We start from the raw sequence: 23,148 nt of genomic DNA on the forward strand, positions 1-23,148 counted from the left end.
TACGGCGATCGCCGTCCCGGTCGTGTGATATTTGTCGGACGATTTTAGCGGAAAGTGTCTGGGCGAGGCATCAATGTGATGGCCTGTCGCGAGGAGGGGGAGAAGCCGGGCGGCGCCGGAAATGGAAAAAGGCCGGTCAGCTTGCGCTGACCGGCCTTTGGAATTCCTGGTGGGGCGTGAGTGACTCGAACACTCGACCTACGGATTAAGAGTCCGCTGCTCTACCAACTGAGCTAACGCCCCCAACAGAAGAAAGATTATGCCCGGCTATTTCAGCCTTGGCAAGCCCTTTCTGCGAATTTCCTCAAAATATTTCGTCACGGCTGCGGCGGCCGTCGGCGCGGTAACGAGCCATCGCAGTTGGCGCGCTCCCGGTATGATGACGTCCACACCCGTTGCGCGGCGGTCGCGCAACGTTTTCTGGACATTCGAAGATGGACGAAAACGCAGTCCGCGAATTGCTGGATCGCCTGCTGGCCCCGTGGGTCCGCTCGCTCGGTCTGGTTCCCGTATCGATCGGCGACGACAGCGTCACGATGCGCCTGCCGTTTTCCGGCGAATTCCGTCATTCGGGCGGCGTCATCTGCGGCCAGGTGTTCACGGCCGCGGCCGACACCGCGATGGTGGTCGCGATCTCGGCCGCGCTGGGCGAATTCCGGCCGATGACGACCGTATCGCTGAACACGAATTTCATGCGTCCGGTGCGCAAGGGCGATGTGCTCGTCACCGCGCGCGTGCTGCGGATGGGCCGCAACCTGGTATTCGGCGAAGTCGAGCTGTTCGACGAGGACGGCAAGATGGCCGTTCATGCGACGTCGACCTACGCGCTCGTCAGCTGAGCGGCGCGATGTTCGACCAGATCGTCTTCGCAGGTGGCGGCAATCGCTGCTGGTGGCAAGCCGGCTTCTGGGACGTCGCGCAGCCGGCGCTCGGCTTGCGCCCGCGCGTGATCGCCGGCATCTCAGCCGGCGCGGCGACTGCCTGCATGCTGTATACACGCGACGCCGAGTGGGTGATGCGCTATTACGAGGAAGCGCTGCGTCACAACCGCAAGAACGCGTACTGGGGCAATCTGTTCGGGCGCGAGCCCGTGTTTCCGCATTACCGGATCTACCGTCAGGCGCTGCTCGACATCTACGGCGAGCCGTTCCCGCAGCTTGCCGACGCGCCGGAGATTCGCATCGGCGTGTCGCACGTGCCGCGCTGGCTCGGCGCGCGCAGCGCGGTCGCTGCGGGTCTCGTCGCGTACAACATCGAAAAGTACGTGCGCAAGACGCTGCACCCGACGCTCGGGCGCACGCTCGGCTTCCGGCCCGAGTTCGTGCGCGCGCAGTCGTGTACGAGCGTCGAGGAGCTCGCCGACCTGATCCTGCAGTCGTCGTGCACACCGCCGTTCACGCCCGTGCTGCGCCGCGGCGGCCGGCCGGTGCTCGACGGCGGAATGGTCGACAACGTGCCGGTCGGCGCGCTCGACGCGTCGCCGGGCGACGTGCTGGTGCTCGTCACGCGGCTGTATCCGCGTCCGCAGATGTTCACGGTCGCGCACGGCGACCAGCGGCGGCTCTATGTACAGCCGTCGAGCAAGGTGCCGATTTCGAGCTGGGATTACACGAGTCCGTCGCAGATGCGGCATGCATACGACCTCGGACGGCGCGACGGCGAGCATTTCCTCACGCGCGTCGACGCGATGACGGGCGGCCGCGTGGCCGCCTGAAGGCGGGAACGGAGAAACGGGGCCGCGCGGCGAGCGCGGCCCGCGCCGGTCAGCGCACGCGGCGCGGCGTCAGCGCTTCCGGATTGACGACGCTCGACAGGTCGCCCTGGTCGAACGCGAGGATGTTCCGGAACGCCGCGCTGAAATAGAGCTCGTAGCTCTCGCGCTCGACGTAGCCGATGTGCGGCGTGCAGATCACGTTTTCCATCCGCAGCAGGCTGTAGCCCTGCAGGATCGGCTCGCTCTCGAACACGTCGATCGCGACCATCCCCGGACGGTTGTGCGACAGCGCGTTGACGAGCGCGTTTTCCTCGAGCAGCTCCGCGCGGCTCGTGTTGACGAGCAGCGACGTCGGCTTCATCCGCATCAGGTCTTCCTGCTTGACGATCCCGCGCGTGTCGTCGTGCATGCGCAGGTGCAGCGACAGCACGTCGCTCTGCTCGAACAGCGCTTCGCGGCTCTCGGCGGCCGTGTAGCCGTCGGCACGCGCGGCCTCGAGCGAATGTTCGCGGCCCCAGATCAGCACGTTCATCCCGAACGCCTTGCCGTAGCCGGCGACCAGCCGGCCGATCTTGCCGTAGCCCCAGATGCCGAGCGTCTGGCCGCGCAGCACCTGGCCGAGGCCGAAGTTCGGCGGCAGCGCCGACGTTTTCAGGCCCGACTGCTGCCAGGCACCCTGTTTCAGGTTCGCGACGTATTGCGGAATGCGGCGCTGGGCGGCCATCACGAGCGCCCAGGTCAGCTCGGCGGGCGCGACCGGCGAACCCGTGCCTTCGAGCACCGCGATGCCGCGGTCGGTACACGCTTCGAGGTCGATGTGGCTCGAGATGCGGCCGGTCTGGCTGATCATGCGCAGGTTCGGCAGCTTGGCGAGCAGTTGCGACGAAATCGGCGTGCGCTCGCGAATCAGCACGAGCGCTTCGACTTCCGCCAGGCGGCTCGCGAGTTGCCCCAGGCCGCGCACCGTGTTGTTGAAGACCTTCACGTCGTGCTCGGCAAGCATCTCGAAGCAGTTCAGCTTGCGGACGGCGTCCTGGTAGTCGTCGAGGATGGCAATTTTCATGGTCAGCGGGAGTCGCGCGTTGAAAGCGGCAGCGGCGGCGGCGCACGTCGCGCACCCGTCCCGCCCGGCCGGGGCCGACATGATGCTACGTCGGCGCACGTCGTGGTGTCTTTTTAACAGGTTGTTACGCTCCGCCGCAATCGGCGCCGGCCTGATCCGGCGCCGCTCCCGCCGGGTGGGGCGGGGTGCGCTGCTGTGTCGCATCAAACACGTCCTTCCTGATTCGGCCGCTTACCCGACGAGGTTCACCCAATTGTTGCTCCAATCAGAATAATTGGATCATCCATTCGCGATGAGTGAGGATTTTTGACTATTTTTATCGTCAACCCGGGCCTTGTTGAGCAACTCTGCATCATTTCCGCTGTCGTAGGAGAATTACGCATTTGCTTCAACTTTTTGAAGTTGTAACAGCGGCAGGAGTCGTTTATGGATCATTTGCAGTCGATGCGCGTGTTCGTCAAGGTTGCGGATCTCGGCAGTTTCGCGCGGGCCGCGAGTGCAATGGATATCTCCAACGCGGTCGCGACGCGTCACGTCGCCGATCTGGAAGGCCGGCTCGGCACGCGCTTGCTGAACCGCACCACGCGTAGCCTTTCGCTGACGGAGTCGGGCCAGGTCTATCTGGAGCGGGCGCGCCAGATTCTCGATGAGCTCGAGGATGTCGAACAGATGGTCGTCGCGCGCAATCACGAGCCGGTCGGCACGTTGCGCATCGTCGCGCCGGTCGTGTTCGGCCTGCACAACCTTGCCCCCGTCCTGCAGTCGTACACGGAGAATTTCCCGAAAGTCGTGCCGGACCTGACGCTGGTCGACCGCCAGGTCGATCTCGTCGAGGAAGGTTTCGACGTCGGCATCGTCGTCACGCGCCAGATGCGCAGCGCGAGCATCGTCACGCGCCGGCTGACCACGGGCTGCATGACCGTGTGCGCGACGCCGAGCTATCTGGAAAAGCACGGCGTGCCAACCCATCCGGAGCATCTCGCCGCGCACCCGGCGCTGAGCCTGCCGACCGAATACTGGGGCGACGAGCGCGTGTTCACGGGGCCGGACGGCGAAGTGCGCGTACGCCCGACCAACGTGATCGTCGCGAACAATACCGCGATGCTGCGCCAGTTCGCGCTGCTCGGGATGGGCGTCGCGATCCTGCCGAGCTACCTGATCGGCAGCGACATCGCGCGCGGCGCGCTGGTGCGGCTGCTGCCGGATTTCCGGCTGCCGCAGGTCGAGATCAACATCGCGTATCCGAGCCGGCGCCATCTGCCCGCGAAGGTGCGCACGTTCATCGACCACCTCGTCGAGTATTTCAGCCACTCGACCGACGCGATGATGGGCGAACAGTGGGCCGCGCAGGGTGCGGCGCCTGCGCCGATCGGCGTCGAGATGCGTGCCGAGCCGCCTGAATCGACCGACCCGAACCTGCAGCCGCGCCTTGCGCGTTCGTCGCGCGCACGTGTCGCGGTGCCGTCGCCGCTGTAACGACGCGGCGGCCGCGCACGGACACGGCCGGCACCAGGCACCAAGAAAAAACGCGGATCGAGCGATCGATCCGCGTTTTTTTATAGCCGTCTGACCGGCGTGCAACGGGCCGGGGGAAGCCCCCCGGCGGCCGGCGCGTTACGAGCCCGTCTTGCGCGCCGTCGTCTTGCGGGCGGCGGTCTTGCGGGCCGGTGCCGGTTTCTCGTCGGCGCCTTCCGTCACGGTTTCGGCATCCTTCGTCGCCGATTTTGCCGTCTTCTTCGCGGCAGCGGCCTTCGGCTCCTTCTTCTCGAACTCGAAACCGATCTTGCCGTCCGGCTGCTTCACGAGGAATGCCTTGAAGTTGCGGCCCGTGCGCGACGACTTGAAGTTCGGCAGCAGATCCGTCCGGCCGTCGGCCAGCAGCTTGGCCATCTGCTCGCGCGTGATTTCCTGCTGCAGGATCACCTTGCCCGAACGGAAGTCGCAGGTCTTCGGATTCGCGACCGAGTGCTCGCACACATAGCTCATCCCGTGCTCGAATACGCGGCCCTTGCACTTCGGGCACGCGCCGACCGGTTCCTGCGCGGAGAAGTCGGGCGCTTCGCCTTCCTCGCCGCCCTGGTCCTGGCCGAAGTCGAACTCGAGCTTGTAGTTCTTCGTTTCGTCGTCGAACGAGAGCTTCAGGATCGCCGAGAACGGACGGCCCATCTTGCTGCGGAAGCCGGACAGCGGGCCGATGGTCTTCTCGCGCAGCAGTTCCTCGACTTCCGCGATCTCGAACTGCCGGCTGCCCGGAATCTTCGAGATCGAGAACTCGCACTTCGTGCACGCGAAGCGACGGTAGTTTTCCTTCACCTGGCCGCCGCAGTTCGGGCACGGCGTCTCGAGCGTCGCGTAATCGCCGGGGATCGTGTCGGAATCGTATTCCTTCGCGCGCTTGACGATCTGCTGCGTCATGCGGGCGATTTCCTGCATGAACGCGTCGCGCCCGAGGTTGCCGCGCTCCATCTGCGACAGCTTGTATTCCCATTCGCCGGTGAGCTCGGGCGCGGTCAGTTCCTTCACGCCGAGCCCGCGCAGCAGCGTCATCAGCTGGAATGCCTTCGCGGTCGGGATCAGCTCGCGGCCTTCGCGCACGAGATACTTCTCGCCGAGCAGGCCTTCGATGATCGCCGCGCGCGTCGCCGGCGTGCCGAGGCCCTTCGCGGCCATCGCCTCGCGCAGCTCGTCGTCCTCGACGAGCTTGCCCGCACCTTCCATCGCGGACAGCAGCGTCGCTTCCGAGTAGCGCGCGGGCGGCTTCGTCACGAGCGCGACAGCGGCGATCTCGTCCGTCTTCACCTTCTCGTCCTTCTGCACCGGCACGAGGTTCGCGTCCGCGCCTTCGGCGTCGCGGCCGTACACCTGCAGCCAGCCCGGCTCGACGAGCACCTTGCCTTCGGTCTTGAAGTGGTGGCCGGCGACCTCGGTGATCCGCGTCGTGACGCGGAATTCGGCGGCCGGGAAGAACACCGCGAGGAAGCGCTTCACGACCATGTCGTACAGCTTCTGCTCCGGCTCGGACAGCGACTTCGGCGCCTGCAGCGTCGGGATGATGGCGAAGTGGTCGCTGATCTTCGAGTTGTCGAAGATCCGCTTGTTCGGCTTCACCCAGCCCTTGTCGAGCACCTGCTTCGCATGCGGCAGGTAGTTGTGGCTCTCCTTGAGCATCTCGAGCGTGGACTGCACCGTCGAAATGTAGTCTTCCGGCAGCGCGCGCGCGTCGGTACGCGGGTACGTCAGCACCTTGTGCTTTTCATACAGCGCCTGCGCGAGACCGAGCGTGTTCTTCGCGGAGAAGCCGAAGCGGCTGTTCGCCTCGCGCTGCAGGCTCGTCAGGTCGAACAGCAGCGGCGACAGCTGGGTCGACGGCTTCGATTCCTCGGACACCGTGCCGACGTGGTCGCGGCACGCGGCGACGATGGTTTCGGCGGCCGGCAGGCTCCACAGGCGGGAGTCGCGCCTTTCCGGATCGAATTCGTCGCGCTTGAATTTCGGGTCGAACCACTTGCCTTCGTAGAAGCCGCCCGCGCATGCGAACTCGGCCTTTACTTCCCAGTAGTCGCGCGGGATGAAGCGGCGGATTTTCTCTTCACGTTCGACGACGATCGACAGCGTTGGCGTCTGAACGCGGCCGACGGTCGTCAGGAAGAAGCCGCCGCCCTTGCTGTTGAAGGCGGTCATCGCGCGCGTGCCGTTGATCCCGACGAGCCAGTCGGCTTCCGAGCGGCAGCGAGCAGCGTCGGCGAGCGGCTGCATGTCCGTGTCGCTGCGCAGATGCGCGAAACCGTCGCGGATCGCCTGGGGCGTCATCGACTGCAGCCACAGGCGCTGGACCGGCTGCTTCGCCTTCGCGTGCTGCACGATCAGGCGGAAAATCAGCTCGCCCTCGCGCCCCGCGTCACATGCGTTGATCAGGCGGTCGATGTCCTTGCGCTTCATCAGCTTGGTCAGGACTTTCAGGCGCGACTCGCTTTTTGCGATCGGGTTCAGGTCGAAATGCGGGGGGATGACGGGCAGATGAGCGAAGCTCCATTTCCCGCGCTTGACCTCGTACTCTTCCGGGGCGGCGATTTCCAGCAGGTGGCCGACCGCGGACGACAGGACGAATTCGTCGCTCTCGAAGTATTCGTCATGCTTGGTAAAGCCGCCCAAAGCGCGCGCGATGTCGTTCGCGACAGAAGGCTTTTCCGCAATGATCAGTGCTTTGGACATGACAGATGTGTGTTGGTAGACCGGGTTCGCCGGCGTGGGTCCCTTTTACGACGGCTTTATAGCACAGGCCGTGGCGACGGCGGCTCGGCGTGCAAAAAGCGGCCCATCATAGAGGGGGGCCGCAACGGCGGCAAGCGCCCGGTGCGGCGGCACGCGCAACGGCGCGAAAAGCCGCCCGACCGGTGCGCGGTTCACGCCTCGACGTTCAGGATGTTGCGCAATTTCGGTGCGTGCGGCGCGCCGGGCACGGCGCTCAGGTCGGTGAGCATCCGTTCGACGATCGCCGCGTGCGGCAGCACCGTGCCGAAGAAGCGCGCGGTGTTCGCGTCCTCGATCAGGATCGTCGGGAAATTCTCGACGTCGAGATCGTCGAGCCGGTCGGCATGGGTTTCGATGTCGATCCACGCGAAGCAAGCGTCGGGATGGGTGTCGGCGAGCTGGTCGAAGGCCGTCCGGTAGTCGCGGCAGGTGCCGCACCACTCGGCGCACAGGCAGGCGACCAGCAGCGTGTCGGGATCGGCGAGGCGCTCGGCGATCCGATCGGCGTCGGTGTCGAGATTCAGCGCGGGCATGGAATTCCTTGGGTAGCGTCGGCGGCACGGCCGCTCCTATGCGGGGGACTGTAGCATGCCGGGCGCGGGTGGGGTGGGCGCCGCGTCAAGCCGCGCGAAGCGTCCGCCGGGCATGCTCGCGACGCGGCCGGCCAGTTCGAGCGCGAGCAGCGCGCGGTGCAGTACGTCGTCGGGCAGGCCGCTCTGTTCCGCGAGCCACTCGTAAGTAACGGGGCCGTATCCCAGTGCGGCGAGCACGGACCGTTCGGCCGGGTTGTCGGGTGGCGCGCCTTCGTTTCCGGCCGATGCAGCGGACGGAACGGCGGAATCCGTTTTCCCGGCGGGCTCGCCGGTGCGTCGCTTTGCGGAGTCGGCTGTTTCGCCGTTATCGGGGAGCGAACCTGAATTTTCCGTAGCGCGGGTCGCGTGAGCTGCCGGTTCGCCCAGCCCGTATTCCTCGAGCACGTCGAGCGGCGTCGCGGTGAGCTTCGCGCCGTCGCGGATCAGCGCGTGGCAGCCCTGCGCAAGCGGCGCATGGATCGAGCCCGGCATCGCGAACACGTCGCGGCCCAGCTCGTTCGCGAGCCGCGCGGTGATCAGCGAGCCGGAGCGCGGCGCGGCTTCGACGACGAGCGCGCCGAGCGCGAGCGCGGCGATCAGGCGGTTGCGCTGGGGGAAATGCGACGCCCGCGCGGGCGTGCCGAGCGGCCATTCGGACAGGATCGCGCCGCGTGCGGCGATTTCGTGCGCAAGCGTGCGGTGCCGCGCGGGATAGACGAGATCGGCGCCCGTCGCGATCACCGCGACCGTGCCGGCGCGGCCGTCGAGCCCGCCGCGATGCGCGGCGCCGTCGATGCCGAGCGCAAGGCCGGAGACGATCGCGAGGCCCGCGTCGGACAGCGCACGCGCGAAGCGCGTGGCGTCGGCAAGCCCTTGCGGCGTCGCATGGCGGCTGCCGACCACGGCGAGCCCGCGTGCGTGCAGCAGGTCGAGCCGGCCCTTTACATATAGCAGCGGCGGCGGATCGTGCAGGTCGCGCAGCCGTGGCGGATAGACCGGATCGTTGAGCGTGACGATCGCGTTGCCCGGCGCATCGAGCCATGCGAGCGCGGCGTCGGTGCGCGCGTCGAGGTCGTCCCGTTCGCTGGCGCGCACCGCCCGCGCGGCGGCGGCACTGCTCGCCGCGCCGATGGCCTGGTCGGACGCGCGCAGCAGCGCCGCCGGCGAGCCGAATGCATCCAGTAGCGCGTGCAGCACGGCGGGTGCGAGGCCCGGCGCATGCGCGACCTGCAGCCACGCGCGCAACGCGGAGGTCGTCAGCGCTTGCGGCGACATGAGGTCCCCCTCGAATGCGGCGGCCAGCGGACCGCGTGGCGCCATGATAAAATTTTCATCATCCGAAATACTCGACAGGGCCGCGCGCACGAGCGCCCGGCCAATTGCAGGAGGCATGACCTGCGGCGTTGATTTGCCGCGCGTCCGCCTCATCTTCATTGCATCCCGACGGCGGCGCCAGCCGGCCGGATGGCCGACGCGGCGCGCCGCTCCACCGAATACCGAACACCATGGCTTTGCTGAACATTCTTCATTACCCCGACAAGCGGCTGCACAAGGTCGCCAAGCCCGTCGACAAGGTCGACGACCGGATCCGCAAGCTCGTCGCCGACATGGCCGAAACCATGTACGCCGCGCCGGGCATCGGCCTCGCGGCGACGCAGGTCGACGTGCACGAGCGCGTGATCGTGATCGACATCTCCGAGGAGAAGAACGAACTGCGCGCGTTCATCAACCCCGAGATCACCTGGTCGAGCGACGCGAAGCAGGTCTACGAGGAGGGCTGCCTGTCGGTGCCCGGGATCTACGACGAAGTCGAGCGCCCCGACCACGTGCGCGTGCGTGCGCTCAACGAGCATGGCGAGACCTTCGAGCTCGACTGCGAGGGCCTCCTGGCCGTGTGCGTGCAGCACGAAATGGATCACCTGATGGGGCGTGTGTTCGTCGAATACCTGTCGCCGCTGAAGCAGACCCGCATCAAGACGAAGATGAAGAAACTCGAACGCGCGATGTAACGCGTGCTCGACCAGCCCTCCCGAACGCTCTCATGACCCATACGTTGCGCGTGATCTTTGCCGGCACGCCGGAATTTGCCGCGGCTGCGCTCGCCGCGATCCACGAGGCCGGTTTTCCGGTGCCGCTCGTGCTCACCCAGCCCGATCGCCCCGCCGGGCGCGGGATGAAACTGCAGGCGAGCGCCGTGAAGCGCTATGCCGTCGAGCACGGGATGCCCGTCGCGCAGCCGCCGTCGCTGCGCCGCGCGGGCAAGTACCCGGCGGAAGCGGCCGACGCGATCGAGCTGCTGCGCACGACCCCGCACGACGTGATGGTGGTTGCCGCATACGGCCTGCTGCTGCCGCAGGAAGTGCTCGACATTCCGCGCGCCGGCTGCATCAACATTCACGGGTCGCTGCTGCCGCGCTGGCGCGGCGCCGCGCCGATCCACCGCGCGATCGAGGCCGGCGACGCCGAGACGGGCGTCACGCTGATGCAGATGGACGTCGGCCTCGACACCGGCGCGATGATCGAGGAGGCGCGCGTCGCGATCGCGCCCGACGACACGACCGCCACGCTGCACGACCGGCTGGCCGCCGACGGCGCGCGGCTGATCGTCGACGCGCTGGTGCGGCTCGAGCGCGACGGCACGCTGCCCGCCACGCCGCAACCGGCCGACGGCGTGACCTATGCGGAAAAGATCGGCAAGCACGAAGCGGCGCTCGACTGGCGCAAGCCGGCCGACGTGCTCGCGCGCCAGGTGCGCGCGTTCGACCCGTTCCCGGGTGGCGTCGCAACGCTCGACGGCGCGGCAATCAAGCTGTGGGCGGCCGAACCGGTGGCGGCGCGCGGCACGATTGCCGACATGGCGCCCGGCACGATCGTCGAGGCCGCGCCGGAAGGCGTGGTCGTCGCCTGCGGCAGCGGCGCGCTGCGCGTCACGCAATTGCAGAAGCCGGGTGGCAAGCGGCTGCCCGCGCGCGAATTCCTGGCCGGCTCGCCGCTCGTCGCGGGCCAGCGCTTCGCGTTGCCCGACGCGGCCTGAGCGTCATTCGACCCGACATGCCGGCCGCACGCAATCGGCCGGATGGCCGAGTCGCGCGGCGCGGCGGGCGCGCGTAGAATTTCCCTGCGCTTTCCGGTTTCGAGGTTCTCATGCTTGGCATCACCCATTTCGGCTTCTTCGTGCTCGCGGTTTTCCTGCTGAACGTCACGCCCGGCCCCGACACGGCGTACATCGTCGGCCGCAGCGTCGCGCAGGGCCGCGGCGCGGGGCTGATGTCGGCGCTCGGCATCTCGACCGGCTGCTGCGTTCATGCGCTCGCGTGCGCATTCGGCCTGACCGCGCTGCTCGCGGCGTCGGCCGCCGCATTCACGGTGATCAAGCTGGTCGGTGCCGCTTACCTGATCTACCTCGGCGTGCGCATGATCGTCACGAAGCAGGCTGCCGCGCCGGCAGGCGCCGAGGCGGCGCAGGCCACGGCCGCGAAGCCGCTGCGTCAGCTGTTCATGCAGGGTTTCTGGACCAACGTGCTGAACCCGAAGGTCGTGCTGTTCTTCGTGTCGTTCTTCCCGCAGTTCGTGTCGGCCGACAGCCGGCACAAGGCGCTGGCGTTCCTGGTCCTCGGTTCGGTGTTCGTCGTGATGAGCACCGTCTGGACCTGCATCGTCGCGTGGGTCGCGGGCAGCGTCACGCAGCGTTTTTCCGGCAAGCCGGGCGTCAAGAAGTGGCTCGACCGTACGGTCGGCAGCGCGTTCGTCGGCCTCGGGCTGCGGCTCGCGGCGGCGCAACGCTGAAATTGAATTTTTCCGGCAAGACCTTATCTAACAAATCGCTTACAATTTTCCGCCATGCACGATGATGTGCGGCGGGTCCCCTGACGGATAAGGAGTGGGTATGTTCAATTGGGTCAAAACGGCGATGCTGATGGCCGCGATCACGGCCCTGTTCATCGTGATCGGCGGCATGATCGGCGGCTCGCGCGGCATGACGATCGCGCTGTTGTTCGCGCTCGGCATGAATTTCTTCTCGTACTGGTTCTCCGACAAGATGGTGCTGCGCATGTACAACGCGCAGGAAGTCGACGAGAACACGGCGCCGCAGTTCTACCGGATGGTGCGCGAGCTCGCCACGCGCGCGAACCTGCCGATGCCGCGTGTCTACCTGATCAACGAGGACGCGCCGAACGCGTTCGCCACGGGCCGCAACCCCGAGCACGCGGCGGTCGCCGCGACGACGGGCATCCTGCGCGTGCTGTCCGAGCGCGAGATGCGCGGCGTGATGGCGCACGAGCTCGCGCACGTGAAGCACCGCGACATCCTGATCTCGACGATCACCGCGACGATGGCGGGCGCGATTTCGGCGCTGGCCAACTTCGCGATGTTCTTCGGCGGTCGCGACGAAAACGGCCGTCCGACCAACCCGATCGCGGGGATCGCGGTCGCGCTGCTCGCGCCGATCGCCGGTGCGCTGATCCAGATGGCGATCTCGCGGGCGCGTGAATTCGAGGCCGACCGCGGCGGCGCGCAGATCTCCGGCGATCCGCAGTCGCTCGCCACCGCGCTCGACAAGATCCATCGCTATGCGGCCGGCATCCCGTTCCAGGCGGCCGAAGCGCATCCGGCCACCGCGCAGATGATGATCATGAACCCGCTGCACGGCGGCGGCCTGCAGAACCTGTTCTCCACGCACCCGGCGACCGAGGAGCGCATCGCGCGCCTGATGGAGATGGCGCGTACCGGCCGCTTCGACTAAGTCGCGCAGCGCTCGACACATCGCCCCGCATGCTCCGCGCTGCGGGGTGTTTCATTTCTGCATCCCGTAAAGGGGCCGCATGGCCTCACGCTACAATGCGCGGTTTGGAATCGCGGCGGCCACGCGGCCGCGGGTTCCCGCCGCTCGCGGCGTCCGTTTGCCGATTTTGCTCCGATGACACGAACCCGTTCCTCCGCTCAGTCTTCCTCCGGCCGCCCTGCGCGCCTGTCCGCGTTGCATCTCGCGCCCGATTCGCTGGGCTTCGCGCTCGATGCGGCCGCACAGGCAGTCGATGCGGTGCGGCGCGGCACCGCGCTGCCGGCGGCACTGGCCGCGGTGTTCGCGCAGATGCCGGCCGGCACGCAGGCGCTCGCGCGCGGCGCCACGCAGGACGTCGCGTACCGGACGATGCGTCGTCTCGGCAGCGCGGACTGGCTGATCGGCCGGCTCGTCAGCAAGGCGCCGCCCGCGCACGTGCATGCGGTGCTCGCCGGCGCGCTCGCGCTGCTGCTCGATCCGGAGGAGGCGGCTGCGTATCCGGCATTCACGATCGTCGACCAGGCCGTCACCGTGATCGGCTCACGTCGCGAGTATGCGTTCGCGAAGGGGCTGGTCAACGCGGTGCTGCGGCGTTTCCAGCGTGAGCGCGCCGCGCTCGTCGCGGCGCTGCAGGACGATCCGGTCGCGTGCTGGAATTACCGTACCTGGTGGGTCGATGCGGTGAAGCGCGCGTGGCCGGACGCATGGCAGGCGATCCTCGCGGCCGGCGAGCGCCAGGGGCCGCTGACGCTGCGCGTGAACGCGCGCCGCGCGACCGTCGACGCGTATCTCGACACGCTGCGCGCGAACGGGATCGACGCGACCGCGATCGGCCGCCATGCGGTGCGGCTCGCGTCGGCGCTGCCGGTCGATCGCATTCCGGGCTTCGCCGACGGCGTCGTGTCGGTGCAGGACGCCGGCGCGCAGCTCGCGGCCGAATGGCTCGGTGTGCGTGACGGCATGCGCGTGCTCGACGCGTGCGCGGCACCGGGCGGCAAGACCGGCCATATCCTCGAGCTGGCCGACGTGGATGTCGTCGCACTCGAAAGCGACGCGACCCGCGCGGCGCGCATCGGCGAGAACCTCGCGCGCCTGTCGCTCGCGGCGGACGTGCGCGTCGGCGACGCGGGCGCACCGGACGCGTGGTACGACGGCCGTCCGTTCGACCGCATCCTGGCCGACGTGCCGTGCTCGGCGTCCGGCATCGTGCGCCGTCATCCCGACATCCGCTGGCTGCGCCGCGAAGCCGACATCGCCGCGCTCGTCGCGGAACAGCGCCGCATCCTGACGGCGTTGTGGCCGCTCGTGAAGCCGGGCGGCGAACTGCTCTACGTGACCTGCTCGATCTTCCCCGAGGAGGGCGAGTTGCAGGCCCGCTGGTTTGAAGCGGCCTGTGAAGATGCGGTACGATTGGACGCGCCCGGCCAACTGCTGCCGGGCGGCGTGCACGGCGGGGCGGCCGGCGCACGCGACCAGAACACCGATCACGACGGATTTTTCTACGCGCGGTTTCAGAAACGGTGACGATCAAACACCTTTTTCCACTTCGGCTCGCGGCTGTCCTGCTGGTCGCGTTCGCGCTGTGCCTGACTGTCGTTCGGCCGGCGCGCGCCGAGTCGATCGCCGTGCAGCGCGCCTCGCTGCAGGCTGACGGAAGCGGCTGGAGCCTCGATGCCCGCTTCGATTTCGAGCTGAATCCGAACCTCGAGGATGCCGTCAACAAGGGCATCCCGCTTTACTTCACGACCGACTTCGAACTGGGCCGCGCGCGCTGGTACTGGTTCGACGAGCAGCCGGTGTCGGTGTCGCAGACGATCCGCCTGTCGTTCCAGCCGCTCACGCGCGAGTACCGCGTGTCGACGGGCGGGCTGCAACTCGGCTTCCCGTCGCTGAAAGACGCGCTCGCGGTGGTCCGGCACATCACGTCGTGGCACGTGATCGACCGCAACCAGGTGCGCACCGGCGAAACCTATACGGCCTCGGTGCGCATGCAACTCGATACGGCGCTGATGCCGAAGCCGTTCCAGGTCGACGCGGTGAACAACCGCGACTGGACGCTCGGGTCGGACTGGAAGCGCTTTACTTTCACGGTGACCGAACGTGCTAAATAAAGTGCGCCGCGCGGCCAGCGGGAAGAGCCTCCTCGTTCGCGTGATCGTCTCGACCGTCGCGATCACCGCACTGCTGCTGCTCGTGCTGCTCGCGGCCGCGAGCGCGAACACCGAATTCTTCGATCGCTACTACTCGTGGCTGTACGCGATGAACATCATCGTCGCGCTCGTGTTCCTGCTGGTGGTGCTCGGGCTGATCGGGATGATCGTCGTGCGCCTGAGGAAGGGCAAGTTCGGCACGCGGCTGCTCGCGAAGCTCGCGGTGTTCTTCGCGCTCGTCGGCGTGGTGCCGGGCGGGATCATCTACATCGTGTCGTACCAGTTCGTGTCGCGCAGTATCGAGTCGTGGTTCGACGTGAACGTCGAGACCGCGCTGACGGCCGGCCTGAACCTCGGCCGCGGGATGCTCGACGCGTCGCTGTCCGACCTGCAGACGAAGGCGCGGCTGATGTCCGACCAGCTCGCGAGCGTCGATGCGAACACCAACGGCACGACGCTCACGCTCCTGCGCCTGCGCGACCAGTTCGGCGTGCAGGACGCGACGATCGTCGAGCCGAGCCGCGGCGCCTCCGGTGCGGCGCCCGACCTGCACATCGTCGCGCAGGCGTCGGGCAATTTCGCCGCGCTGATTCCGGACGACCTGCCGACCCCGCTGATGCTGAGCCAGGCGCGCGAACACGGCGCGTACGCGGCGATCGAGGGCGAGGTCGACGGCGACCCGCGCGCGCATGGCGCGAAGGGTGCATTGCGGCTGCGTGTCGTGCGGCCGATTCCCGACGCGACGACGTCGCTGCTGCAGCCGGCGGAGCGGTTCCTCCAGCTCACGCAGCCGGTGCCGCCCACGCTCGCGCACAACGCGGACGCGGTGCAGCGCGCGTATCGCGAGTACCAGGAAAAATCGCTCGGCCGCACGGGGCTGCGCAAGATGTACATCGGCACGCTGACGCTCGCGCTGTTCCTCGCGACATTCATCGCGATGATGCTCGCGCTCGCGCTCGGCCAGCAGCTCGCGCGGCCGCTGTTCCTGCTCGCGCAGGGCACGAAGGAGATCACGGAAGGCGACTACACGCCGAAGCGCGAGATCAAGTCGCGCGACGAGCTCGGCTTCCTCACGCAGTCGTTCAATGCGATGACGCGCCAGCTGTCCGAGGCGCGGCTCGCGGTCGAGAAGAACCGGGTCGCGCTCGAGCATTCGAAGACGTATCTCGAGAGCATCCTCGCGAACCTGACCGCCGGCGTGTTCGTGCTCGATCGCCAGTTCCGGCTGACGACGGCCAACCGCGGCGCCGAGCGGATCTTCCGGCAGCCGTTCAGCTCGATGATCGGCGCGGCGCTCGACCGGATCGGCGTCGTGGCGGAATTCGGCGCGATGGTGCGCAAGGCGTTCGCCGATCGCGAAGCGGCTTCCGACGGCGGCAGCGGCGATCGCGGCCACTGGCAGCAGCAGTTCGCGGTCGAAGTGCCGGGCGAGGCCGATCCGCTGACCTTGCTCGTGCGCGGCACGCGCCTCGTGTCGACGGTCGAGGGCGAGGCCGACGATCCGCAGACGTCCGGCTACGTCGTCGTGTTCGACGACATCTCCGACGTGATTTCCGCGCAGCGTTCGGTCGCGTGGGGCGAGGTCGCGCGGCGGCTCGCGCACGAGATCAAGAACCCGCTGACGCCGATCCAGCTGTCGGCCGAGCGGCTGCAGATGAAGCTGTCCGACAAGCTCGCGCCGCCCGATGCGGACGTGCTCAAGCGCGGCGCGACGATGATCGTCAACCAGGTGGCCGCGATGAAGCGGATGGTCGACGACTTCCGCGAATATGCGCGCACGCCGCCGGCGGTGCTGGCGAACCTGCAGTTGAGCGAACTGGCGAGCGAGGTGCTCGGGCTGTATGGTGTCGGCGAAGGCAAGAGCGCGATCGTCGCCGAACTCGCGCCGTCGCTGCCGGTGATCCGCGGCGACGCGACGCAACTGCGCCAGGTGATTCACAACCTGCTGCAGAACGCGCAGGATTCGGTCGCGGAAGTCGCGCATCCGCGTGTGTTGATCGAAACCAAGACAGTAGAATATGGCGACCCCGACGCCGAGGGCAAAACGCGCGTCGCGGTCCGTCTGACCGTGTCCGACAACGGGCCCGGTTTTCCGGCACGCATCCTGACCCGTGCGTTCGAGCCTTACGTGACGACGAAGGCGAAGGGCACGGGACTCGGGTTGGCCACGGTCAAGAAAATCGTCGACGAGCACGGCGCGCGGATCGATCTGCGCAATCGCATGCACGGCGAGACCGTCGAGGGTGCGCAGGTGTCGATCCTGTTCCTGCAGATGGCGAGCGATACGCCAGGCGCCGAATCCGGCGCGCAGGGCGGGACGGCTCCCGCTAAGACAAAAGCAAGTGTGCAGACAAAGGCAGCGTAAATGGCAACCATCCTGGTGGTAGATGATGAAATGGGCATCCGGGAATTGCTCTCGGAGATCCTCAGCGATGAAGGACACGTCGTCGAGGCGGCGGAGAACGCGCAGGCCGCGCGGGAATACCGTCTGAATCAGGCGCCCGATCTCGTGCTGCTCGATATCTGGATGCCCGATACCGACGGCGTCACGCTGCTCAAGGAATGGGCGGCGCAGGGCCTGTTGACGATGCCCGTGATCATGATGTCCGGGCACGCGACGATCGACACGGCCGTCGAGGCGACGAAGATCGGCGCGCTCGATTTCCTCGAGAAGCCGATCGCACTGCAGAAGCTGCTGAAGTCCGTCGAGCACGGTCTCGCGCGCGGCGCGGCACCGGTATCCGTCAACGCGGCGGCGAAGGGCGGCGCCGGCCAGGCCTCGGGCACGGCGGCGGTCGCATCCGCGGCCGCGCTGCCGACGCTCGGCGACGACATGGCCGCGGCGCTCGGCCTCGCGGGCCAGACGGCCGCGATTCCGTTCGACATCCCGTTGCGCGAAGCGCGCGACGCGTTCGAGCGCGCGTACTTCGAATATCACCTCGCGCGCGAGAACGGCAGCATGACGCGCGTCGCGGAGAAGACGGGCCTCGAGCGCACGCACCTGTATCGCAAGCTCAAGCAGCTCGGCGTCGAGCTCGGCAAGAAGCCGTCGGAAGGCGCCGCGTAAAATATTTCGCGAAAACTTCGTGAAAATACTTGCACAAGTGATGAGGGCTGGATATACTTTCTCTTCTTCGTTGGCCCGGTAGCTCAGTTGGTAGAGCAGCGGATTGAAAATCCGCGTGTCGATGGTTCGATTCCGTCCCAGGCCACCAGCAGTTCCAACCCCAAGAATCGGAAGGTTCTTGGGGTTTTTCGTTTGTGGTGGGTTTGCGTGGCATTGGCGGCGTACCCGGCAGCATTCGCCGGGGCGTGATAAAATCCGTGCCCGCTCAATGACTTAGCGCATCGGTTCATGCGCACGGCAAGGCTGCCCGCAGGCGCCGCCGTGATGCGCGGCAACGATGCCGCGCGATGGGCGGTATAAGCGCTCCGCCGCGTTCGCGGCCGACCGCGCTGCCTATACTGGTCGAGCCGGCGCAGGCCGGCACGCGTCGGGCCGCCCGGCGGCAGCCGGCCCCGGGGCGCAGCGCGACGCGAGCCTACACATTCACGGAGTATCACGGTGATTCGGACAGACGCTAAAGACGGCGCGCTCGTGTTGTTTTCCGGCGGGCAGGACTCGGCCACGTGCGTGGCCTGGGCCCTCGAACGCTACCAGACGGTCGAGACGCTCGGCTTCGACTACGGCCAGCGTCACCGCGTCGAACTCGAATGCCGCGAAGGCGTGCGCGATGCGCTGAAGCATCAGTTTCCCGCCTGGACGGACCGCCTCGGCGACGATCACATGATCGACCTGTCGGTGCTCGGCGCGATCAGCGATACCGCGATGACGCGCACGATCGAGATCGAGACCGCGGCGAACGGCTTGCCGAACACGTTCGTGCCGGGCCGCAACCTGCTGTTCATGACGATCGCGGCCGCGATTGCCTATCGCCGCGGCTTGCGCGTGCTGGTCGGCGGGATGTGCGAGACGGATTTCTCGGGCTACCCCGACTGCCGCGACGACACGATGAAGGCGCTGCAGGTCGCGCTGAACCTCGGGATGGACACGCGCGTCGTGCTCGAGACGCCGCTGATGTGGCTGGACAAGGCGCAGACCTGGCAACTCGCCGAGCAACTCGGCGGCGAGGCGCTCGTCGAGCTGATCCGCGTCGAGACGCACACGTGTTACGTGGGCGAGCGCGCGGAACTGCACGACTGGGGCTTCGGCTGCGGCGAATGCCCGGCCTGCAAGCTGCGCAAGCGCGGCTACGAGGCCTATCTGAAGGGCGAACGCGTGACCGAAGCGCCGCTGTGACGCGGGTGCGCCGGGAGCGCTGGATGGATAACGGATTCTGATCGACAACGAGCGGCGCGAGCCGGACGAAGCACGATGACTTACGCGGTCAAGGAAATTTTCTACACGTTGCAGGGCGAGGGCGCGAACGCCGGCCGTCCGGCCGTGTTCTGCCGGTTCGCCGGCTGCAATCTGTGGTCGGGCCGCGAAGAGGATCGTGCGGACGCCGTTTGCCGCTTCTGCGATACGGACTTCGTCGGCACCGACGGCGAGAACGGCGGCAAGTTCAAGGATGCCGACGCCCTCGTCGCGACGATCGCCGGCCTGTGGCCGGAAGGCGAAGCGAACCGCTTCGTCGTCTGCACGGGCGGCGAGCCGATGCTGCAGCTCGACCAGCCGCTCGTCGACGCGCTGCACGCGGCGGGCTTCGAGATCGCGATCGAGACCAACGGCTCGCTGCCGGTGCTCGAAACGATCGACTGGATCTGCGTGAGCCCGAAGGCCGACGCACCGCTCGTCGTCACCAAGGGCAACGAGCTGAAGGTCGTGATTCCGCAGGACAACCAGCGGCTGGCCGAGTACGCGAAGCTCGATTTCGAGTATTTTCTCGTGCAGCCGATGGACGGCCCGTCGCGCGACATCAACACGAAGCTCGCGATCGACTGGTGCAAGCGGCATCCGCAGTGGCGGCTGTCGATGCAGACCCACAAATATCTGAACATTCCCTGAGCCACGGCTTTTGACATCGTGCTGATTACCCGAAAACTCGAATTCGACGCGGGCCACCGCATTCCCGATCACCGCAGCCAGTGCCGGAACCTGCACGGCCATCGCTACGTGCTCGAAGTCACGCTGCGCGGCGATCTCGTCGATACCGAGGGGGCGCCCGACCGCGGCATGGTGATGGATTTCGCCGACGTGAAGGCGCTCGCGGTCGAGCACCTCGTCAACAAGTGGGATCACGCGTTCCTGGTCTACGCACGCGACGAAGTCGTGCGCTCGTTCCTCGAGCAGATGGCCGACCACAAGACGGTCGTGATCGACCGGATCCCGACCGTCGAGAATCTCGCGGCGATCGCGTTCGACATCCTCGCGAACGTGTACGACGCGCATTACGGCGTGAACCTGCGCCTGGAGCGCGTGCGCCTGTACGAAACGCCGAACTGCTGGGCCGACGTCGAGCGCCAGCCCGGCCGCTGATCCTGCCTTTCCGGCAGCCCCGCCAGCCGGCGCGGGCTGCCTGCCACCGCGCCGTGCGGCGTCGTCCGGCGCGGCTCCCTGCCTGTTCCCACATTCCGCGTAACGCCGCGCTATGATCGTTGCGTGGCACCGGAAAACGCATCCGTGCGCCGTCGCGCGGCCCGCGCTGTCAGATCGGCCGCCCGCGGCCGACTGACGTTCCAGGGCCCGGCCCGGTGCCGCCGAGCATGGCGGCCCGGCATGTCGCGCCCGCTTCGCCTGTTGCTTGTCCCGTTCGATTGCCGTTCCGTCCAGGAGGCCGTATCGATGAGCACGCTCACCAATTCCCTCAAACAACGCCTGCACGACGGCGACGAGCCGCTGTACGGCCTGTGGCTGTCGCTCGGCTGCGAATCGGCCGCGGAAGCGCTCGCGCACGCCGGCTACGACTGGCTCTGCATCGACATGGAGCACGCGCCGAACGACAGCCGCGACGTCGCGTCGCAACTGCGCGCGCTGGCCGCCGCGCACCTGCCGAGCGAGCCCGTCGTGCGCGTGCCGGGGCGCGAGCCGTGGCTCGTGAAGCGCGCGCTCGACGCCGGCGCGCGCACGCTGATGTTCCCGTGCATCGAGACGCCCGACGAGGCCGCGCACGCGGTGCGGCTCACGCGTTTCCCGTCGCCGGATTCCCCCGACGGGCTGCGCGGCGCCGCCGGGATGGTGCGCGCGGCGGCGTACGGCATGCGCCGCGATTACCTGCAGACGGCGAACGCGCAGGTCGCGGTGATCGTGCAGATCGAATCGGCGCGCGGCATCGACGAAGTCGAGCGGATCGCCGCGACGCCGGGCGTCGACTGCCTGTTCATCGGCCCGGCCGATCTGGCGGCGAGCCTCGGGCATCTCGGCGACAGCCGCCATCCGGACGTCGAATCCGCGATGGCGCGCGTGCTCGCGGCCGGCAAGCGGGCCGGCGTGGCGGTCGGCATCTTCGCGAGCGATACCGCAACCGCGCGTCAGTATCGCGAGGCCGGCTACCGGATGATCACGCTGTCGGCCGACGTCAGCTGGCTGCTGCGCGCGACGCGTCAGGCGCTGCAGGAGGTACGGTCATGAACGGCGGCGACGGCGCGGGGCCCGCACGTGCGCGGCGTACGATCGGCGTACGCGGGCGGATCGGCGCGATGCTCGGGCTGTGGGCCGTATGCGTCGCGGCGGTTGCGCAGAATGCGCCGCACGCGAAGCCGGACCCGGCGCGCGAGACGCAATCCGCGGTGGCCGACTACAACGCGGGCGACTATCGCGCGGCGCTGGTGCAGTTCCACGATGCGGCCGAACGCGGCGACCGGCTCGCGCAGTTCAACTACGCGATGATGCTGCTCACCGGCGTCGGCGTGACCGCGAACGTCGACGAAGGGTTGCGCTGGCTGAAGCGGGCGGCCGACGCGAACATGTCGCATGCGCAGTACGTGTACGGGCGGATGTTCGACGACGGCGAGTTCGTCGCGCGCAATCCGGCCGAAGCGCACCGCTGGTTCCTGCGCGCGGCGAAGCAGGGGCACGTGCAGGCCGAGCTGTCGCTCGCGAACCAGTTCCTCGACGGGCGCGGCACGCCGCGCGACAACCGGCAGGCGTTCGCGTGGTACAAGCAGGCGGCCGACGCGGGCGAGCCGACCGCACAGTACGTGACCGCATCGTTCTACGAGCGCGGCGGCGACGGTGTCACGCAGAACCTGAACATCGCGCGTGCGTATTACGCGGCCGCGGCCGCGCAGGGCGACGAGACGGCCGAGCTGAAATTCAGGGAGCTGAGTGCGCGGCTCAAGGCGCAGGAGCCTGCATCGGGCGCCGGTGCCGACCACGCGAGCCCGCGCGCGACGCCGCAGTGAGCGGGCAGTCCCCGCTGCATTCGACCTGCCCGACGAAAAACGGCGCCCGCGGCGCCGTTTTTCGTTGCTGCGACTGCTTGCGACTGCTAGCCGCCGCTGCGGCAGCGTGCCGTGCCGCGGCGTCAGCTCTTCATCAGCCGCCGCTGTCGCCCGACGCTCATGATCATGCCGATCGCGACGCCGAGCGTCGCGAGTGCGGTGCCGCCGTAACTCATGAACGGCAACGGCACGCCGACGACGGGCAGCACGCCGCTCACCATCCCGATGTTGACGAACGCATAAACGAAGAACGCGAGCGTGAGCGAGCCCGCGAGCAGCCGGCCGAACAGCGTCGCGCCCTGCGCGGCGATGTAGAGCCCGCGCGCGATCAGCGCCATGTACAGCGTCAGCAGCACGAGGCCGCCGGCGAGCCCCCATTCTTCCGAGAACACCGCGAAGATGAAGTCGGTGTGCTTCTCCGGAATGAATTCGAGGTGGGCCTGCGTGCCCTTCAGGTAGCCCTTGCCGAGCACGCCGCCCGAGCCGATCGCGATCACGGCCTGGATCGTGTGGAAGCCCTTGCCGAGCGGGTCGGAGGTCGGGTCGAGCAGCGTGCACACGCGGTGCTTCTGGTAGTCGTGCATCAGCGGCCACTGCACTTCGGGCTGGCAGATGCGCTCTTCGAACACGGCGATCGAACCGACCGCGATCACGCCCGCGACGAGCACCGGCACGATCAGCTTGAACGACAGGCCGGCGAGGTAGATCACGAAGAAGCCGGCCGCGAACACCAGCAGGCCGGTGCCGAGGTCGGGCTGCTTCGCGATCAGGCCGACCGGCACCAGCAGGATCCCGAACGCGGCGATGAAGTCGTACCAGCGCAGCCCGCCTTCGCGGCGCTGGTAGTACCACGCGAGCATCAGCGGTGTCGCGATCTTGAGGATTTCCGACGGCTGGATCACGACGCCGACGTTCAGCCAGCGCTTCGCCCCCTTCTTGGTCATCCCGAACAGCGCGACCGCGATCAGCAGCGCGACCCCGAACGTATAGAGCGGGACCGCGAAACGCATCAGTGTCGTCGGCGGAATGTTGGCGATCACCCACATCAGCACGAACGTCAGCAGGATGTTGCGCAACTGGTCCTCGACGCGGCCCGGCATGTCGATCGCCGCGCTGTACAGCGTGACGATACCGACGCACAGCAGCAGGAACACGATGAGGGCGAGCGGGCGATCGAAGCCCGCGAACATCTGCTTGATCTTGTCGAGCCAGGCGCGCTTGTCGAATTGCAT

General features: G+C 67.6%; 21 protein-coding genes and 2 tRNA genes. 17 read left to right on the top strand and 6 right to left on the bottom strand.

Translation table 11 applies throughout. The features are described 5' to 3' along the window. Positions 1 to 167: 167 nt before the first annotated feature. Positions 168 to 243, bottom strand: a tRNA-Lys gene (locus U5771_RS27875). Positions 244 to 434: 191 nt separating this feature from the next. On the opposite strand from U5771_RS27875, the gene U5771_RS27880 reads away from it, so the two are divergent. Continuing rightward, on the top strand, positions 435 to 839 hold the full coding sequence (locus U5771_RS27880) for a PaaI family thioesterase (RefSeq protein WP_044847342.1): 405 nt from the start codon (positions 435 to 437) through the stop codon (positions 837 to 839). Positions 840 to 847: 8 nt separating this feature from the next. Then, entirely contained in the window at positions 848 to 1,714 is an 867-nt protein-coding gene (locus U5771_RS27885) for a patatin-like phospholipase family protein (protein WP_322026966.1), read from the top strand. A 49-nt stretch (positions 1,715 to 1,763) separates the two neighbouring features. Here the strand turns inward: U5771_RS27885 and U5771_RS27890 are convergent, their stop codons facing one another. Next, positions 1,764 to 2,777: a D-2-hydroxyacid dehydrogenase family protein gene (locus tag U5771_RS27890; RefSeq protein ID WP_057924643.1), complete on the bottom strand. Its 1,014-nt coding sequence runs from the start codon at positions 2,775 to 2,777 to the stop codon at positions 1,764 to 1,766. Positions 2,778 to 3,203: 426 nt separating this feature from the next. Between U5771_RS27890 and U5771_RS27895 the strand changes: the two genes are divergently transcribed. Then, on the top strand, positions 3,204 to 4,253 hold the full coding sequence (locus U5771_RS27895; protein ID WP_322026967.1) for a LysR family transcriptional regulator: 1,050 nt from the start codon (positions 3,204 to 3,206) through the stop codon (positions 4,251 to 4,253). A gap of 138 nt (positions 4,254 to 4,391) precedes the next feature. Here the strand turns inward: U5771_RS27895 and U5771_RS27900 are convergent, their stop codons facing one another. The 3 genes from U5771_RS27900 to dprA all read right to left on the bottom strand — a co-directional run bounded on the left by U5771_RS27900 (position 4,392) and on the right by dprA (position 8,875). After that, positions 4,392 to 6,989, bottom strand: a complete 2,598-nt coding sequence (locus U5771_RS27900) for a DNA topoisomerase III (RefSeq protein WP_322026968.1) — start codon at positions 6,987 to 6,989, stop codon at positions 4,392 to 4,394. A 191-nt stretch (positions 6,990 to 7,180) separates the two neighbouring features. Beyond that, entirely contained in the window at positions 7,181 to 7,561 is a 381-nt protein-coding gene (locus tag U5771_RS27905; protein WP_322026969.1) for a thioredoxin family protein, read from the bottom strand. Positions 7,562 to 7,597: 36 nt separating this feature from the next. Beyond that, a complete protein-coding gene (gene dprA / locus U5771_RS27910) occupies positions 7,598 to 8,875 on the bottom strand; it encodes a DNA-processing protein DprA (RefSeq protein ID WP_415859441.1) in 1,278 nt (425 codons plus the stop codon). Between the two features lie 230 nt (positions 8,876 to 9,105). On the opposite strand from dprA, the gene def reads away from it, so the two are divergent. The 14 genes from def (at position 9,106) to U5771_RS27980 (ending at position 21,877) form a co-directional block, all read left to right on the top strand. Beyond that, complete coding sequence (gene def, locus U5771_RS27915) at positions 9,106 to 9,609, top strand: peptide deformylase (RefSeq protein ID WP_322026971.1); 504 nt, start codon at positions 9,106 to 9,108, stop codon at positions 9,607 to 9,609. 32 nt (positions 9,610 to 9,641) lie between these two features. Further along, positions 9,642 to 10,634, top strand: coding sequence for a methionyl-tRNA formyltransferase (gene fmt / locus U5771_RS27920; RefSeq protein ID WP_322026972.1), 993 nt, complete (start codon positions 9,642 to 9,644; stop codon positions 10,632 to 10,634). A 110-nt stretch (positions 10,635 to 10,744) separates the two neighbouring features. After that, entirely contained in the window at positions 10,745 to 11,386 is a 642-nt protein-coding gene (locus tag U5771_RS27925; RefSeq protein ID WP_322026973.1) for a LysE family translocator, read from the top strand. 100 nt (positions 11,387 to 11,486) lie between these two features. Continuing rightward, on the top strand, positions 11,487 to 12,344 hold the full coding sequence (htpX, locus tag U5771_RS27930; RefSeq protein WP_031399656.1) for a zinc metalloprotease HtpX: 858 nt from the start codon (positions 11,487 to 11,489) through the stop codon (positions 12,342 to 12,344). Between the two features lie 174 nt (positions 12,345 to 12,518). Beyond that, on the top strand, positions 12,519 to 13,907 hold the full coding sequence (rsmB, locus tag U5771_RS27935) for a 16S rRNA (cytosine(967)-C(5))-methyltransferase RsmB (RefSeq protein ID WP_322026974.1): 1,389 nt from the start codon (positions 12,519 to 12,521) through the stop codon (positions 13,905 to 13,907). After that, positions 13,904 to 14,494 carry a DUF4390 domain-containing protein gene (locus tag U5771_RS27940; protein ID WP_322026975.1) on the top strand — a complete coding sequence of 197 codons (591 nt, stop codon included), beginning with the start codon at positions 13,904 to 13,906 and terminating at the stop codon, positions 14,492 to 14,494. Before rsmB ends, U5771_RS27940 begins: the two co-directional genes overlap by 4 nt. Beyond that, positions 14,484 to 16,898 carry a sensor histidine kinase EsaS gene (gene esaS, locus U5771_RS27945; protein ID WP_322026976.1) on the top strand — a complete coding sequence of 805 codons (2,415 nt, stop codon included), beginning with the start codon at positions 14,484 to 14,486 and terminating at the stop codon, positions 16,896 to 16,898. Before U5771_RS27940 ends, esaS begins: the two co-directional genes overlap by 11 nt. After that, positions 16,899 to 17,600 carry a response regulator transcription factor EsaR gene (gene esaR, locus U5771_RS27950; protein ID WP_322026977.1) on the top strand — a complete coding sequence of 234 codons (702 nt, stop codon included), beginning with the start codon at positions 16,899 to 16,901 and terminating at the stop codon, positions 17,598 to 17,600. Positions 17,601 to 17,672: 72 nt separating this feature from the next. Beyond that, a tRNA-Phe gene (locus U5771_RS27955) sits at positions 17,673 to 17,748 on the top strand. A 350-nt stretch (positions 17,749 to 18,098) separates the two neighbouring features. Next, positions 18,099 to 18,833: a 7-cyano-7-deazaguanine synthase QueC gene (queC, locus tag U5771_RS27960; protein ID WP_322026978.1), complete on the top strand. Its 735-nt coding sequence runs from the start codon at positions 18,099 to 18,101 to the stop codon at positions 18,831 to 18,833. A 75-nt stretch (positions 18,834 to 18,908) separates the two neighbouring features. Further along, positions 18,909 to 19,541, top strand: a complete 633-nt coding sequence (gene queE, locus U5771_RS27965) for a 7-carboxy-7-deazaguanine synthase (RefSeq protein WP_322026979.1) — start codon at positions 18,909 to 18,911, stop codon at positions 19,539 to 19,541. Between the two features lie 18 nt (positions 19,542 to 19,559). After that, on the top strand, positions 19,560 to 20,012 hold the full coding sequence (gene queD / locus U5771_RS27970) for a 6-carboxytetrahydropterin synthase QueD (protein WP_014895699.1): 453 nt from the start codon (positions 19,560 to 19,562) through the stop codon (positions 20,010 to 20,012). Positions 20,013 to 20,318: 306 nt separating this feature from the next. Next, complete coding sequence (locus tag U5771_RS27975) at positions 20,319 to 21,104, top strand: HpcH/HpaI aldolase family protein (RefSeq protein WP_322026980.1); 786 nt, start codon at positions 20,319 to 20,321, stop codon at positions 21,102 to 21,104. After that, positions 21,101 to 21,877 (top strand): tetratricopeptide repeat protein, encoded by a 777-nt coding sequence (locus U5771_RS27980; protein WP_322026981.1) that lies wholly within the window; start codon positions 21,101 to 21,103, stop codon positions 21,875 to 21,877. The genes U5771_RS27975 and U5771_RS27980 overlap by 4 nt, the downstream gene beginning before the upstream one ends. Positions 21,878 to 21,999: 122 nt before the next feature. On the opposite strand, the gene rodA is transcribed toward U5771_RS27980, so the two are convergent. Then, on the bottom strand, positions 22,000 to 23,148 hold the full coding sequence (gene rodA / locus U5771_RS27985) for a rod shape-determining protein RodA (protein WP_322026982.1): 1,149 nt from the start codon (positions 23,146 to 23,148) through the stop codon (positions 22,000 to 22,002).

It is taken from the genome of Burkholderia sp. BCC1977 (genome assembly GCF_905339595.1).
Lineage (GTDB): Bacteria > Pseudomonadota > Gammaproteobacteria > Burkholderiales > Burkholderiaceae > Burkholderia.

Bases quoted from the DNA above. Each gene is read 5' to 3' on its own strand.
- rsmB (WP_322026974.1), top strand. From the start codon at position 12,519: ATGACACGAACCCGTTCCTCCGCTCAGTCTTCCTCCGGCCGCCCTGCG.
- U5771_RS27925 (WP_322026973.1), top strand. From the start codon at position 10,745: ATGCTTGGCATCACCCATTTCGGCTTCTTCGTGCTCGCGGTTTTCCTG.
- queE (WP_322026979.1), top strand. From the start codon at position 18,909: ATGACTTACGCGGTCAAGGAAATTTTCTACACGTTGCAGGGCGAGGGC.
- U5771_RS27975 (WP_322026980.1), top strand. From the start codon at position 20,319: ATGAGCACGCTCACCAATTCCCTCAAACAACGCCTGCACGACGGCGAC.
- U5771_RS27890 (WP_057924643.1), bottom strand. From the start codon at position 2,777: ATGAAAATTGCCATCCTCGACGACTACCAGGACGCCGTCCGCAAGCTG.
- rodA (WP_322026982.1), bottom strand. From the start codon at position 23,148: ATGCAATTCGACAAGCGCGCCTGGCTCGACAAGATCAAGCAGATGTTC.
- def (WP_322026971.1), top strand. From the start codon at position 9,106: ATGGCTTTGCTGAACATTCTTCATTACCCCGACAAGCGGCTGCACAAG.
- htpX (WP_031399656.1), top strand. From the start codon at position 11,487: ATGTTCAATTGGGTCAAAACGGCGATGCTGATGGCCGCGATCACGGCC.
- fmt (WP_322026972.1), top strand. From the start codon at position 9,642: ATGACCCATACGTTGCGCGTGATCTTTGCCGGCACGCCGGAATTTGCC.
- U5771_RS27885 (WP_322026966.1), top strand. From the start codon at position 848: ATGTTCGACCAGATCGTCTTCGCAGGTGGCGGCAATCGCTGCTGGTGG.
- U5771_RS27980 (WP_322026981.1), top strand. From the start codon at position 21,101: ATGAACGGCGGCGACGGCGCGGGGCCCGCACGTGCGCGGCGTACGATC.
- esaR (WP_322026977.1), top strand. From the start codon at position 16,899: ATGGCAACCATCCTGGTGGTAGATGATGAAATGGGCATCCGGGAATTG.
- U5771_RS27880 (WP_044847342.1), top strand. From the start codon at position 435: ATGGACGAAAACGCAGTCCGCGAATTGCTGGATCGCCTGCTGGCCCCG.
- U5771_RS27905 (WP_322026969.1), bottom strand. From the start codon at position 7,561: ATGCCCGCGCTGAATCTCGACACCGACGCCGATCGGATCGCCGAGCGC.
- U5771_RS27895 (WP_322026967.1), top strand. From the start codon at position 3,204: ATGGATCATTTGCAGTCGATGCGCGTGTTCGTCAAGGTTGCGGATCTC.
- dprA (WP_415859441.1), bottom strand. From the start codon at position 8,875: ATGTCGCCGCAAGCGCTGACGACCTCCGCGTTGCGCGCGTGGCTGCAG.
- U5771_RS27900 (WP_322026968.1), bottom strand. From the start codon at position 6,989: ATGTCCAAAGCACTGATCATTGCGGAAAAGCCTTCTGTCGCGAACGAC.